At 60.3% G+C, this 13,383-nt stretch carries 11 protein-coding genes and 2 pseudogenes; 7 read left to right on the top strand and 6 right to left on the bottom strand.

Annotation, left to right across the window (positions count from 1 at the left end; all coding sequences use genetic code 11):
• Positions 1 to 26: 26 nt before the first annotated feature.
• From NKH13_RS32165 to NKH13_RS32155, 3 genes are all read right to left on the bottom strand, one after another.
• Positions 27 to 2,069 (bottom strand): ABC transporter substrate-binding protein, encoded by a 2,043-nt coding sequence (locus tag NKH13_RS32165; RefSeq protein ID WP_352916846.1) that lies wholly within the window; start codon positions 2,067 to 2,069, stop codon positions 27 to 29.
• A gap of 494 nt (positions 2,070 to 2,563) precedes the next feature.
• A complete protein-coding gene (locus NKH13_RS32160; protein ID WP_352916844.1) occupies positions 2,564 to 2,950 on the bottom strand; it encodes a cupin domain-containing protein in 387 nt (128 codons plus the stop codon).
• 143 nt (positions 2,951 to 3,093) lie between these two features.
• Complete coding sequence (locus NKH13_RS32155; RefSeq protein ID WP_352916843.1) at positions 3,094 to 3,768, bottom strand: GntR family transcriptional regulator; 675 nt, start codon at positions 3,766 to 3,768, stop codon at positions 3,094 to 3,096.
• A 115-nt stretch (positions 3,769 to 3,883) separates the two neighbouring features.
• On the opposite strand from NKH13_RS32155, the gene NKH13_RS32150 reads away from it, so the two are divergent.
• The 4 genes and pseudogenes from NKH13_RS32150 to NKH13_RS32135 all read left to right on the top strand — a co-directional run.
• Positions 3,884 to 5,083, top strand: coding sequence for a Tm-1-like ATP-binding domain-containing protein (locus NKH13_RS32150; RefSeq protein ID WP_352916842.1), 1,200 nt, complete (start codon positions 3,884 to 3,886; stop codon positions 5,081 to 5,083).
• A gap of 9 nt (positions 5,084 to 5,092) precedes the next feature.
• Positions 5,093 to 5,923: a phosphoenolpyruvate hydrolase family protein gene (locus NKH13_RS32145; RefSeq protein WP_352916841.1), complete on the top strand. Its 831-nt coding sequence runs from the start codon at positions 5,093 to 5,095 to the stop codon at positions 5,921 to 5,923.
• A gap of 485 nt (positions 5,924 to 6,408) precedes the next feature.
• The gene (locus tag NKH13_RS32140) at positions 6,409 to 6,849 is read left to right on the top strand and encodes a plasmid pRiA4b ORF-3 family protein (RefSeq protein ID WP_352916839.1); all 441 of its coding nucleotides are present in this window, start codon (positions 6,409 to 6,411) and stop codon (positions 6,847 to 6,849) included.
• Between the two features lie 257 nt (positions 6,850 to 7,106).
• Positions 7,107 to 8,371: pseudogene (locus NKH13_RS32135) on the top strand (ISKra4 family transposase); the annotation flags it as partial.
• 389 nt (positions 8,372 to 8,760) lie between these two features.
• Here the strand turns inward: NKH13_RS32135 and NKH13_RS32130 are convergent.
• Together NKH13_RS32130 and NKH13_RS32125 are read right to left on the bottom strand one after the other, a co-directional pair.
• Positions 8,761 to 9,576: a sugar phosphate isomerase/epimerase family protein gene (locus NKH13_RS32130; protein WP_352916837.1), complete on the bottom strand. Its 816-nt coding sequence runs from the start codon at positions 9,574 to 9,576 to the stop codon at positions 8,761 to 8,763.
• Positions 9,577 to 9,594: 18 nt separating this feature from the next.
• Positions 9,595 to 10,578 (bottom strand): Gfo/Idh/MocA family protein, encoded by a 984-nt coding sequence (locus NKH13_RS32125; RefSeq protein WP_352916835.1) that lies wholly within the window; start codon positions 10,576 to 10,578, stop codon positions 9,595 to 9,597.
• Positions 10,579 to 10,808: 230 nt separating this feature from the next.
• On the opposite strand from NKH13_RS32125, the pseudogene NKH13_RS32120 reads away from it, so the two are divergent.
• Both NKH13_RS32120 and NKH13_RS32115 read left to right on the top strand, forming a co-directional pair.
• Positions 10,809 to 11,048, top strand: a pseudogene (locus NKH13_RS32120) (GntR family transcriptional regulator); the annotation flags it as partial.
• Between the two features lie 111 nt (positions 11,049 to 11,159).
• Positions 11,160 to 12,173 (top strand): aminotransferase class I/II-fold pyridoxal phosphate-dependent enzyme, encoded by a 1,014-nt coding sequence (locus tag NKH13_RS32115; protein ID WP_352916869.1) that lies wholly within the window; start codon positions 11,160 to 11,162, stop codon positions 12,171 to 12,173.
• Positions 12,174 to 12,343: 170 nt separating this feature from the next.
• On the opposite strand, the gene NKH13_RS32110 is transcribed toward NKH13_RS32115, so the two are convergent.
• Positions 12,344 to 12,745 (bottom strand): hypothetical protein, encoded by a 402-nt coding sequence (locus tag NKH13_RS32110; RefSeq protein WP_352916834.1) that lies wholly within the window; start codon positions 12,743 to 12,745, stop codon positions 12,344 to 12,346.
• Between the two features lie 77 nt (positions 12,746 to 12,822).
• Here NKH13_RS32110 and NKH13_RS32105 point away from each other — a divergent pair, with 77 nt between their 5' ends.
• Positions 12,823 to 13,362 carry a poly-gamma-glutamate hydrolase family protein gene (locus NKH13_RS32105; protein ID WP_352916868.1) on the top strand — a complete coding sequence of 180 codons (540 nt, stop codon included), beginning with the start codon at positions 12,823 to 12,825 and terminating at the stop codon, positions 13,360 to 13,362.
• The last annotated feature ends 21 nt before the right edge of the window (positions 13,363 to 13,383 follow it).

The raw sequence follows: 13,383 nt of genomic DNA, 5'->3' as shown, positions 1-13,383 counted from the left end.
GGAATGCGATCCCTGTTTGTGTGGCGCTACTTGAAAAACACCGACATCAGCCGGGACTGTGCACACGTCTTGGCATTCGGGCCGTTGTACTGGCGGGCCGGCACGTTACCCATAGTGTTCTTTACGACACGTATCCCGCCATAAGCCGGCGATAGCCCGACCACGCCGATACAGTAGACATTATCGGCGAGAGCCGCCCAGATTTCCTTGCCAAGACGAATGCGGTCCTCTTCCGAGGCGACTAGGCCCGCGGTGTACTTTGCCAGGATTTCCTTCATCACCGCATCGGGTTCGACACCCTGTTGGCCCTTGCTGACATGCCAGGCGCCCCAGAGGGGACCAATGGCGGATCCTGACCAGACGGGAAGGATTTGATCGGGATAAGTGAACAGATGGTCGGAACCGTCACCTACGAAGGCGAAGATCTGCAGGTCATTGTTGCTGCGCCTGGTTCCCACCATCTTGCGTTCGCCTTCGGTGACCGTGGCATTGATGCCGATGGCCCGCCATTGGGTGCGGATGGCTTCCGACATCTCTCCGTAAGGCAGCGCGGCTCCGGCAAATGAGGCGATCTCGAAGGTCAGGCGGCCCTTGCCGTCCGTGCGCAGGCGATATCCGGCGCTATCCTTTTTGGTAAGCCCCGCTTCGTCGAGCAGCGTATTTGCCTTCTCGACGTCATGTGTCGCCCATAGTTTGCCGTATTTGGCGCCAGGATTGTATTTATTCGAGTCGGCGGGAACGATGCTGCGCGGTTGCCCGATGCCCAGAAAGAAGATTTCGTTGAGGTCGTCACGGTCGATGCCCAGCGACAAGGCGCGGCGCACGTTGACGTTCTTGAGCCACTTGGCGATTTCGGGATCGGCTTCGTAGCTCTGGTTGAGGGTGAGCATCAGGTCCGAACCGTGGTCAGCGGGATCGAGGTAGACCTTGTAGTTCTGGGCCTGTTGGTTTTGCAGCAGCACCGGCAGCTTTCGGATATCGACATGGCGTTCCTGCCAGTCATATTCTCCGGCGATCACCCTCAGGTTCACCAGTTCCAGGTTCTCCGCCAGCCCGAATGAGATCTTATCGATATAAGGCAACTGGTTGCCCGCGGTATCGACCCAGACGCTGTAAGGATTGCGCTCGAATTCCCACACAGCCCCATTGATCGGCCGGGTGACCTTCCAGGGGGTGACGACGGGAAGGTCGGGATTGAGCGCCCAGTCGGATTTGGCGCTGAAATACAATACCCAATTGTCGTAGCCCGCGGCCGCCGCGTCGGCTGCGATCTTGTCGGCGCCGCCGTATTTGGGCAGGAAGGCCTTAAGATAATGGGCGGGTGCGAACAAGCCGAGGCCGTCCCGGCCGTAAGCGGCGTGCCCACCGAGGGCGGTGAATCCGGCCAAAACCGCGACGATGTACGAATAGGGCTCGTCGAAGCTGATTTTGACGGTGGAGTCGTCTACCTTCTCCACTCGACCGGGCTTGCCGTTGGGCGAAAAAACGCCGGACTCGCTCGGCACGATCTCGCGGTTCTGGTAGATATCCTCGAACCAGAACACGAAGTCGTCGGCCGTAAATGGCTCGCCATCGCTCCAGTGCATGCCCTCGCGCAGGAATAGGAGGGTTTCCTTGCCGTCGACGCTGGTTTCCCAGCCACGGGCGATATTGGGCACGACGTTCTGGGCGGTATAGTCGAAGAACAGCACATTGTCCGGGCCACTAGCATTGCGCACGCCGTTGACCCAGTCGCCTGGACCGGTAAAGGCGCGTCGCCAAGTTCCGCCATAACGGCCGATCTCGTGGACGGGTTTGATGACCAGCGGATGCTTGCCGATGCGCTCGATCACCGGGGGCAATTCGCCGGCACTCACGCGAGCCGCCAAGTCCGGCGCCTCGGAAAATGACGTTGGCCAGGCCGCCTCGTCGGTAATGATCTCGGGGCCTTCGAGTTCGCCGATCAGGCTGCGCCCAATCCCCTCGTCCTGGCCCAAGGCCTGGGCGATATCGAGGCTGAGAAACGCCGCCCCCGCCCCGAGTTGCGCGGTTCCAACCAGAAACCGCCGCCGTGACATCTTTACCTGCATGATGATCTCCTCACCTTTAGACAGCCCTGCCGACCCATTCGGCTCTTCCGCTGTTTCTGAATTTCCTTCAAACGCGCCGGCTCCTGACGGCTTTCAAGCCACTCCATACTGCGGAGCGTGCGCTCTCGTTCGTGCATCAGAATGGCATCGCCTCCACTCCAGCGCACCATGTTGTCGCGAAATCGCCTAGCCGCGGTAGAGGCAAAGGAAATGCCATTCTTTTCCAGCATCCTGGCGGCACGCTGCGCCGATGTGACGTTCGGCCGATCGATCGAGACGCGCCCCTCCAGCCCGTGCCAACTCCCCAGACACACTCTGCCAGATCGCAATGAACGTAATCGCGCAATGTCTAAACAGGTTCAGGGCTCATCCCCGCCTTCTGCATTCTTGTTGCTTCAAGAGTATACAATATTCACTAGCGGTCAGCTTTAGCATCCGTCTTAACAACGAATCACGCCTGTCGTGGGTGGAAGCGGCGCAGCCGCCTTCAGAAATCAGGCTACACCGCCGCCGTCGCCTTCATGGTTGACGGCCTGCCGCTTGCCGGAGGAAAACATGATCAGCGCAAGGAGCGGCTCGGCACCAATCGCCCGGGCCCAATGCTTGATGTTGCGCGGTATGCGAATGGTGTCCCCGGCCTTCAGGGTTACCGTCACGTTATCCAGCCGATGCTCGCAGACGCCGGACAGGACATGCAGGAATTCCTCGCAATTGGGGTGGGAGTGCAGCTGATTGCGCTCTCCCGGCTTAATATAGCAGGTACCCAAGGTCATCTCGGCTCCTGCCATGACGTTGTCGGCGACCTTCCAGTTCAGCTCCCCCCAGCCTGTCTCCATCCGCTCGCCTTCACTGGCTCGCGCCACAAAACTCTCGGCGTCCATTCTTCACCTTCTCCCTCGGGCCCCGTGTGGGCCGTCAATCTACCCGCGCCACAGTGGAAACCGAACTCGCGGCGCAGTCACGAGAGCGGTCGAGATGGGCACTGGACTTGAGCCTGCCCGGCCGCAAGTCCGACGGAGACAGTTCAGCCGCCTTCCTTGCTCACGCTCTCCTCGCCGAAACGCGCCAGCACGGCCCGTTGAACGTCCGAAATATGCGTGTGCATCAGCGCCACCGCGCCGCGCGTGTCGCGCAGCCGGAAGGCCGCCAGAATGTGGTCGCGTTCGCGCGCAGCTTGTTCGGCAAAGTCCGGATTCTCGTTGGCGATGACACGCCCGATCTGGATCTGCAAAGCCAGGCGGCCAAGTGTTTCAATCAACGCAGCGTTGTCGGAAAGCTCGGCAATCATCTCGTGGAACTCTCGGTCGTATTTGCCATAATCCTGCATGTCCCCACGTCGCAATGCATCGACGGCGCTGCCTAGGATGTCCTGGAAGGCAGCGATGTGGTGGTTGCTCATATGCGGCACGGCTAGTTCCACCGCGAAACATTCGAGGACCTTGCGCAATTCATAGAGCCCGTCGATTTCCTTGCGCGAGAAACTGCGCACGAAGAAACCGCGATACGGCCTAATCTCGATCAGCCCCTCCTTGCTGAGGGTCCCCAGCGCCTCCCGGAACGGCGTGCGACTAACCTGCAGCTTCTCGGTCAGCGCCTTTTCATCCAGCGGGGTGCCCGAAGGCAATTCCCCCGACACGATCATCCGGACGATCTCCTCGTAGATGCGCTCGCGCAGGGTGAGATGGCGTGGTGCGTTCATTTGCAATTCCTAATTTCCTTCACTATATACAATCCACACAGGAATATGCAATATGTAACAAGCGGTTTATCCATGACAACGAGATAATGGCGCGTGTCGAGTGAGAGAGGGAGATATGGCGAAGGTCTATGTGGTGGGGACGATGGACACAAAGGCCCTAGAAATGCGCTATGCCGCCGAACAGGTACGAAACGCTGGAGGAGAACCAGTGCTGGTCGATGTCGGTACGCAGGGGGTTGGAGAAGACGCGGATGTCGCCGCCTCGGTCGTTGCTGCCCATCATCCCGATGGCAAGGAAGCGCTGGAGGGGCTCGTTGATCGAGGCGTGGCAGTTTCCGCCATGGCCAAGGCCCTGACGCGTTTTCTCGCCAGCCGAACGGATATCGGCGCTGTACTGGGGCTAGGCGGCACCGGCAATACGGCCCTCGTCACCGAGGCCATGCGCACCCTGCCGGTCGGTGTGCCCAAGGTGATGGTTTCGACCGTCGCCTCCGGCAATACCGCGCCCTATGTCGGGCCCACCGACCTCACCATGATGTATTCGGTGGTCGATATAGCCGGCCTCAACGCTATATCGCGCAAGGTCATCGGCAATGCCGCCCACGCCGCTGCCGGCATGGCGCTTAATGCCGTGCCGGTCTCGCAGGCTGATAAACCTGGCCTCGGCATGAGCATGTTTGGCGTCACCACCTCCTGCGTGACCATGGTGCGCCAACAGATGGAAAAGACCCATGAGGTCTATATCTTCCACGCCACTGGCATGGGCGGACAATCGATGGAAAAGCTCGCCGATTCAGGCTTGGTCGCAGGCCTCATCGATGTCACCACCACCGAAGTGCCCGACCTGCTGATTGGCGGCGTCTTTCCAGCGACCGAGGATCGCTTTGGGGCAGTCATTCGCACGAAGCTGCCCTATGTCGGCTCTGTCGGCGCCGTGGACATGGTGAATTTCGGCGCGATGGACAGCGTGCCACGGCAATTCTGCAACCGGCGCCTACATGTGCACAATGCCCAGGTGACGCTGATGCGCACGACTCCCGAGGAGAACCGCCGGATCGGCGAATTCATCGTCTCTCGGCTCAATCGCATGCAGGGCCCGGTCCGCTTCCTGCTGCCGTTGCGCGGCGTGTCGGCCATTGATGCCCCCGGCCAGCCCTTCCACGATGCCGAGGCCGATGCCGCGCTGTTCGATACGATGCGATCCGGCTGGCAGGCGGCACCCAACCGCGAGCTCATCGAACTCGACCTCCACCTCAACGAGCCTGCATTCGCCGAGCAGCTCGTCCGCAATTTCCGCGATATCGCCCAGCTTTAGGACCCGACCATGATTTCACTTTCCCGCGCCGACATCCTGGCCAGGCTTAGGGCCAAAATTGCTGCCGGCACGCCCATTATCGGCGGGGGCGCCGGCACCGGCATATCGGCCAAGGCCGAGGAGGCCGGCGGCATCGACCTAATTGTCATTTACAATTCCGGCCGCTACCGCATGGCCGGCCGTGGTTCGCTGGCCGGGCTCATGGCCTATGGCAATGCGAACGACATCGTTGTTGAGATGGCGCGCGAGGTGCTGCCGGTGGTCAAGCACACGCCGGTGCTGGCCGGCGTCAACGGCACCGACCCTTTCATGCTGCCCGACCTGTTCCTAGACCAGTTGAAGGCGATGGGGTTCGCCGGTGTACAGAACTTCCCAACCGTCGGGCTCATCGACGGCACCTTCCGCGCCAACCTCGAAGAGACCGGCATGAGTTATGCGCTGGAGATCGAGATGATCGCCCGCGCCGCGAAAAAGGACATGCTGACGACGCCCTACGTGTTCTCCAGCCAGGATGCCGCGGCGATGGCCAAGGCCGGCGCCAACATCATCGTCTGCCATCTGGGCCTGACCACCGGCGGCTCGATTGGTGCCGAAACCACGTTGACTCTGGACGATTGCATCGCCCATATCGACGAGTGGTCCGCCGCTGCTCTGGCGGTGCGTGACGACATCATCGTGCTGTGCCACGGCGGTCCGATCTCCATGCCGAAGGATGCCGCTTACGTCCTGTCCCGGACACGCACCTGCCACGGCTTTTACGGCGCCAGCTCGATGGAACGCCTGCCCACGGAGAAAGCCATTCGGCAGCAAGTTGAAGCGTTTGGCACAATCAGCCGCTAGGGCCTGCTGCAGATGGTGGCCAGGATTAGCATGTCGGCCGCCTTTGATGGTGAGTCGTCGCTTGCCTCAGAAGGCGCAAAATTCAGTCTGGAACACACCCGTGAGCAGATGCTATTGGCAGCGCGACGAAGCCTCTGAATTCGTTCACGCATGTGGAAGCGGCCGGCTGGGGGCCGGGGCTTGAGCACGCTGCTGCGCATTACGCAGGAGCATAGGAATTGTGGGGCGGGTGACGAAGCCGGCATGACTGGGCTCTTGTCCGGCCGATGAATTTCCGAGGCTCCGCCGCATTTGAAGCCTGCTCGCAATAAGAGTTCCCGGAAGCGCGCGGCGAAATCGCAGGGGCCCCCTTCCAGTTCGGGCGATGCACCCGACATCCTGCAATTCCGGACCTGGCTGAAGGGCGTGAGCCCGATGGTGTGGCACGCCTGCAGGTGCCGGCAACATCGACCTTGCACCAGCTCCATGGCGTTTTCCAGGTCACCATGGGCTGGGAGAGCATTCATCTCTATCAGTTCGTTCAATATGCTGTGCGCTATGGCTCATGGGAGACGGCAGCGCGGTCTCCGGATGTCCCGCTTGGCGATCTGCGACTGCGCAAAGGAAGCCGGCTCCTCTACGAATACGACCTCAACATCTCTTGGGAGCATGAAGTGCGGCTGGAAGATCGCTTCGGGGCACGACCGGGAATAACCTATCCATGCTGCACTGGTGGTGATGGCGATTGCCCATCGGAGAATTGCGCTGGCCCTGAAACCTTCATGATGCAGACGGATTATGTATTTGACCACGAGGCCTACGAGGACGTCGCTCTGGCGGTCGAGGCTTGTCGGACGAAATTGTTCTCACGCCTTGATGATCCGGATCGCCCGGATAAGGTGCGCGAGGCGCTGCAAAGGATTGAGGCACGCGCCTCAACGCGGTGACGTGAACAATCGCTTGCGGGAGCGCGAACACCTTGTCCTCATGCATCAGCAGATGTGAACACATGCTTGCGCTGTGTCGCCGTGAGCAGTTCAACTGCAAAGAAGGGCCGCGGCATCGCCCTTGTCCCGTTGGATTGTTGCTAACTCATCGACCATATCGTCGCGTCCGGCAAGAGTGGGCCGGCGATCGGCATCGGAACCCGCAATCAGGTTTTCCACTCCGACCATTTCGGAAAACTCATGAAACAGGGCAAGGCATGCGCGCACGAATAGTGTTGGAAATCATCGGCGAGGACGGAACAAAGATCGCGACCGAGGCCGTCGCCGACCTAAGAAAGATCACGAACGGCGCCGATAATCGGCCTGTCTCTCGCGGAAGGCAAGGCGCTGCTATCGGCGACCCAGCAACATCTTGTCGAAGCGCAGGTCGCCCTTTGGCTTGATCAGCGGAGAAAGGCTGACGGCCGACGGCTGCGCTCCAACGGCAGCTATCCAGTCACGTTCCGCACCCTGTTCGGTGATGTGCGATTGAAAAGCCCGCGTTATTGTCTTCCTGCGGACATGCGTGGAAACGGCCCGGCGACGATCTCGCCGTTGACACAGCTATTTCCTGATCATATTGCGCCGGAGCGCCTCTACCTTGAGACGAAATGGGCCTCGCTCGCGCCCTACGCAGCAGCCGCAGAACTGATGGCCGATGTGCTGCCGATCGGGAGCGGAACCAACGCCACCACTATTCGGCAGCATGCGCTTCATGCCGCTGACCGGAATGAGAAGGAACTGACGGAAGAGCGCGTTTCTTTCATGCAGGATTCCTGCCCGCGCGACTGGGCCGATCTGCCTGTCCCGGAGGGCCGCATCGTCATCGGGCTGGACGCCGGTTACGTTCGCGACTGGGGCAACCGTAAGAAGAATTTCGAGCTGATTGTCGGCCGCTCAATGCCCGAGGACCGCGATCCCGGCTACATCGGTTTCGTCCATGGCTACGATCGGAAACCGCAGCGCCGGGTTCTGGATCATCTCAAGAAGCAGGGCGTGCAAGCCGATCAGGATATCACCTTCATCACAGATGGCGGCGAGAAGTCCGCTCCCTTGCCGAAATGATCGGGCCGGGCAGCAAGCATATGCTGGACTGGTTCCACATCACCATGCGCTTGACCGTCCTGCGCCAGTTCGCCCAGGGTCTTCAGCACTATACGCAAGGCGGGCATCGATATGGTCGATGCCCTCGACCGGATCAAATGGTATCTCTGGCACGGCAACGCCTATCGGGCTCGTGACGAAAATCGACGACCTGCATCTCGACGCCAAGGTCGTGCAGACGAATTACCAGAACATGCGCAAGTTCCTGACAGCGATCCGAGAATTCCAGGCCTACATCGCGGCCAACAGCGTCAGCATGATCAACTATGGGGAGCGCTATCGTTCCGGTGAGCGGATATCCTCAGCCTTCGTCGAGGCGACGGTCAATGCCGTCATCAGCAAGCGTTTCGCCAAGAAGCAGCAGATGCAATGGAGCAAGCGTAGTGAGCGCCCCACGATTCCTCATGCTCCCGTGGCGCATGTCACTGGTGGCTATGGCCGTGCCAGCGGAACCGCCCAGCCGATGGTCGCATCGAAGCGTCCTTCGGCGAAAAGTTACTGGGCAGTCGCGGCGGCGCCCTTGGCCATAGCAGCCATGCCTTTGTCGCCAGCACGGCGAAGATCGGCGAAATCACCACCGGCTGAAGCGACGATATCGCGAGCGGCGACGGCGACTTTCCGTCCCTCTTCGCCGAGCGTACCGATGTCGATGGTCAGCGCCCGTGACCGCGGGTGGCAATGCGACTGGCGGCGAACCGGGCTTCGACGCCCTTGGTATCCTGGGCGGCGATGACTGCGGTGGTCTTGTTCATATCGCTCCCCTCGTCCTCAGCGCGATTTGCTGAGCTTGTCGAAGATACTGCGCACGCCAGATGCGAAGCTCGGCAGCGCGAGGTCGGGACCCGCGATGTTAGGGTCCCACATGAACTCCCAATCGAGCGCAACCGCACCGTCGTAACCGCGCCCGTTGAGCAATTCGATCGCCTCAGCAATCGGAAGCTCACCCTCACCGCAGAGCACGAACCGCCAGCAGTCGCCTTCGCGCACAGCGTCCTTTACGTGAACGTGGCGCACGCGCTTGCCGATGTGCTTGTCGGTATCGACCGCCGCCTCGCCCTTGCGGTGCGGGTGGAATACATCCCACAGCGCGCCGACATGCGGGCTGTCGACCATGTCGAGCAGACGCCCCAGCACCTCACCCCTGCAGAAGCCGTCATGGGTTTCCACTACGAGCGTGACACCATTGGCTTTGGCTCGCTCGGATAGGATGCGGAGGCTCTCGGCGGCCTCCTCGAGGGACTGTTCAACCGGGCGGTCAGGCGGGAACTCGCCGCCAAAGGTCTTGACGACAGGGCAGTTGAGCTCATGCGCCAGTTCAAATCCGAGCGTCACCTGGGCGACCTGGGCGCGGCGGGCGTCTTTGTCCGGGTTTACAATAACGCCCCAGCTATTGATCCCAACGATGGGCACGCCCTGGAACGCGCCTTTCACCTCGTCCATACGCTCGCTGAGCATATAGGGAAGGAGTTTGTCGCCATTCAGGGCGTAGAGTTCCACCCCTTCGTATCCGTATCGCCGTGCGGTTTCTGCAACCTCGACTGGACCGTAGGCAGGGCAAGTTATGGTGGAGAAAGCTAGTTTCATTTGGATCGAAAACTCCGGCTACGCGAAGGACTTCGCATCGATCACTTGGCCAGACTTGGTCGAGGCCATGATCATTTCGTAGAGCTTGAGGGTGCCCATCGACTCCGAGATGGACGACCGGGGCGTCCGCTTCTCATTGATCGCATTGCAGAATTCTTCCAACTCTCCCGCGAACCCGGTTTCGACCATGGAGTCGCCTGCTGAAATGGAGTGGTTTGGGCTGTGCCAGTCCGCAATTATCGCGCCGGAATGACGCACCATGCTGATCGAGTTCTCGACGCTGATGAACTGGCCAGGCCCCCCGGTAATCTCGACCTTCTCAGTCGATACGGCCCAGTCACGATTGGACGACAGGGCGACCGTTCCTATAGCGCCGCCCTCGAACCGAAGATTTACTGCGTAGTTCAGATGATCGGTCGTAATGGCGTACACCGAGGCCACTTCGCCGGCCAGATAGCGTGACAGATCGAGAATGTGGACGCAGAAGTCGAGCAGGAACTGCTTGGTGGGATTGGTTGGGTCGTTGTCATAAGTGGGGCCGGCCGCATAATCGATGCTCAACAGGTTCAACTTGCCGAACTCCGCTGAGTCGATCGCAGCCTTGCTTTTCACGTAGGCCGGCGCGAACCGCTTCTTGAACCCGGTCATGCAGATCAGGCCTGTCCGACGCGCAGTCTCCTGGACCGCTTTGGCACCGGCATAGGTCACAGCAGGTGGCTTTTCGGTGTAGGCGTGGGCGCCCGCTTCCATAGCATCTATGGCGAGCTTTTCGTGCCCCTCCGGCCCCGTGCAGATGATCACCGCGTCGGGTCTCATCTCCTCGAGCATGCGCTTGTGATCGGTGTAGACGGCCTTGGCGCCAAACCGCGAGGCCATGCTTGAAGCCAGACCTCGATCTAAGTCGCAGACGGCCAATAGCTCCAATGGCAAGAGATGCAAATTCGGATAGATGCGGCGCGATGAAAGGCGCCCTGCACCGATGGCAGCCAAGCGAATATTCATGCTCTCCTCCAGACGAGGCCTCAGCAAACGGCGTACTAGATACAATTCGAAAATGTACTAGGATGATGGGTATGTCAATATCGGAAATGTCGCTATTTTATGCGGGCGCTTCGGTTGAGCGAACGTCTTTTAGCGGGGGATGAGCCAGAAGAAGGGGTGCAGAGGCGCCCGCTTGCTAGAAATGGTATTCAGTGCTCTACAGATAGGCAGCACAACGGTGTATTAGGACAATGGCTGAATCGTTCGCCCACAATCTGGCTAGACATCTTGGTTCTGACTCAAGCCAGCCGCTCCATGAGCAGATAGCGCTGGCATTTGAGACCGCTATCTCAGAAGGGCGGCTGAACCACGGCGATCGGCTCCCATCCCAGCGAACGCTTGCCACAGACCTCGGAGTAGCAATCGGGACAATTACTAAGGCCATAGAAAGCTTGACCTCTCGGGGGCTCGTTCGAGCAGAGGTGGGACGGGGCACGTTCATTTGGCGGCGGATTGCCGCTTCATCACCTTCCGCTTGGTCCGACGACCTAAGCCGGAACGTTCCCCCTCCGATTTTCGAGGTCGACGAGTTGGACAATCGAGTGAGCGAAGCCGTGAGGCAACTGGCGTCGGAAGGAAACGGAGGCTATGGCGAGCCGTCCGGAATGCTCCATCACCGTGCAGCCTACGCAGACTGGATCGGTCGGATGGGCACAGTCGTCGATCCGTCGGCGCTAATGCTGACCGTCAACGCTCAGCACGCGGTTGATATGGCCTTTTCGGATATCGCCTCGCAGACCAAAGTGCTCGCGGTCGATTCCGCAACGTATCCGGGCGCGTCAGCCGCAGCGCGTCTGCGAGGTTTTCAGTTAGTGCCTATGGCGACTGATGAAGACGGCACCCGACCAGACGAACTTCTTCGTGCCATCACGGTTCATAGGGCTGGGGCCTATTATTCGATGCCCACCGCGCACAGTCCATTAGGAGTGCATATGCCGTTGCCGCGCCGCGAGCAGATCGCAGAGATATGCATGAAGCACGGCATATTGGTTGTCGAGGACGACGCGTGCGTACCACTGCGCAAGGCGGGGATTACGTCGCTTAAGAGTCTGATGCCAGACAACGTTTTCTATGTGACGAGCACCGCAAAATCTTTCTCGCCCCTTTTTACCAGCGGCGTCACGATTCCCCCTCGGCAACGCTTCCAATCGACACTTGGAATCCTTGTTGCAACCGTATGGTCGGTGGCGCCTTTAACTTCCGCGATTATGGCCAGGATCTTCGATGAGCGCGCCGACGTGGTGTTCGCGGAACGTCTGCGGCACCGAACTGCGGAACGGCTCGCGCTGGCGCAAGACCTTCTCGATCTACCCGCGAGCGATGAGCTATCGTTCCACGTTTGGATCCCGATGCCTCTCGTTAGCGCCGAGCGGATGGCGCGCCGCTGTCTTGACAAGGGGATCCGCATTACGCCGCCAACGGCAACCGTAGTGGGACCCGGAGATCGCGCCGGCGTCCGTCTGTGCTTGGGTGCACCGCCGACTCTAGACCGGCTCAAGGATGCACTGATGCGCATCGCGCCATTCAGGCACGAAACGCCAGAGGCCGTGGTCTGAGAGCAGCACCCGTTATCGCAAGCGACGGTTAGCCACTGATCAAAAACGGCGGCGAAACGCGCGCGACGTCCGCGCACTGGCTTACTTTGCATAGGCGCGCCTTCGGCAGATATCAGGGCATTCCGTGCCGAAGACCAATACCAGCCGGCAGTTCAACACGAATCCCTGCTCTATTTGGCCACCTCGCCGGACTCCGCCAGACGGCCGGCAATGCGGATGGCCTCGACGACCGCGGACGCGTTCCGGGTGTCGGGAAAGCCCATTCGCACCGGGGCAGCCAGCCTCACGGGCATCACTGGGATCGCGTCCCTGAAACTCCGCACCGCCTCGTCGGCCGTGAGGATCGGCCTGACGGGAACGTCCAGGGAAAGGACACTAGCCGCCTCGGCCACGTGATCCGGATCGTGCAGAACAAAGAACGCGCAGCCGGTCTGGCGCAGCCTGAGCCAGGCCTTCAGCGTTATCTCCGTTCCGATCCCTGCTGGTTCGCCCATCGTCAGCGCGACGGGCTTTTCGGTGGCCATCGTCGTGACGCCGTAGCCAGGCCCGGCGAGGCCGTCGAATATCTCCACAGCATCTTCCGCAGACCCGAGAGTTCCTCGATCTTCCGGTCGCTGTCCTCGAGCTTGGCAAATGCGATTGAGTTCACATCTGCGCTCTCTCGGTCCGCGTCGCTAGAGAGCGACAGAAGGCTACCTGTATTCCTCGACCGAGAGGCCAAGGCCACGCAACGCTGCACGAACAACCGCTCGCGCAGCGTCGCACCGGCAAGGATCGGAACAAAGGGGCGAAAGGCCATGGTAAACCGCGGGGCGATTGTCGGAACTTCCGCAGTCTGCAATGCAGCCGAAGCCAGAGATTTGGAAGTCAAGCCAATTCGGAAAGTCGCCGCACAGGAGAATATTATTGCGCGAAGCGGTCAAATGCGGGAGGCCGCGGCGACGTAGCCCTCCGCGACGCAATAGCCGCCGCCCTGGGGGCGGCTGGCTTCGAAGCTGCGATATCAGCAAGGGGTCTTCGGGGAGAGGATCCGAATAACATTTGCAATCGAGGCTGTCGCAAGGAAGGCGTTCAGCTGGAAATTCCGAAGACGTTGCGAGACCGGCTCGTAGCCAACAGAGGCCTTAGAATCCGCTTTGCTGAAGCCGTCCGTGGCGAGCTTGCGCATCACATGCGCGACCCGCGATGATGAACGCACTGGGCGAGGAAG

This window comes from Mesorhizobium sp. M1348 (assembly GCF_040317925.1).
Lineage (GTDB): Bacteria > Pseudomonadota > Alphaproteobacteria > Rhizobiales > Rhizobiaceae > Mesorhizobium.
This window is presented reverse-complemented; position numbering and strand designations above follow the sequence as displayed.

What these genes read in the sequence shown, in the direction of transcription:
- NKH13_RS32165 (WP_352916846.1), bottom strand. Translation starts at nt 2,069, where the DNA reads ATGCAGGTAAAGATGTCACGGCGGCGGTTTCTGGTTGGAACCGCGCAA.
- NKH13_RS32160 (WP_352916844.1), bottom strand. Translation starts at nt 2,950, where the DNA reads ATGGACGCCGAGAGTTTTGTGGCGCGAGCCAGTGAAGGCGAGCGGATG.
- NKH13_RS32155 (WP_352916843.1), bottom strand. Translation starts at nt 3,768, where the DNA reads ATGAACGCACCACGCCATCTCACCCTGCGCGAGCGCATCTACGAGGAG.
- NKH13_RS32150 (WP_352916842.1), top strand. Translation starts at nt 3,884, where the DNA reads ATGGCGAAGGTCTATGTGGTGGGGACGATGGACACAAAGGCCCTAGAA.
- NKH13_RS32145 (WP_352916841.1), top strand. Translation starts at nt 5,093, where the DNA reads ATGATTTCACTTTCCCGCGCCGACATCCTGGCCAGGCTTAGGGCCAAA.
- NKH13_RS32140 (WP_352916839.1), top strand. Translation starts at nt 6,409, where the DNA reads ATGGGCTGGGAGAGCATTCATCTCTATCAGTTCGTTCAATATGCTGTG.
- NKH13_RS32130 (WP_352916837.1), bottom strand. Translation starts at nt 9,576, where the DNA reads ATGAAACTAGCTTTCTCCACCATAACTTGCCCTGCCTACGGTCCAGTC.
- NKH13_RS32125 (WP_352916835.1), bottom strand. Translation starts at nt 10,578, where the DNA reads ATGAATATTCGCTTGGCTGCCATCGGTGCAGGGCGCCTTTCATCGCGC.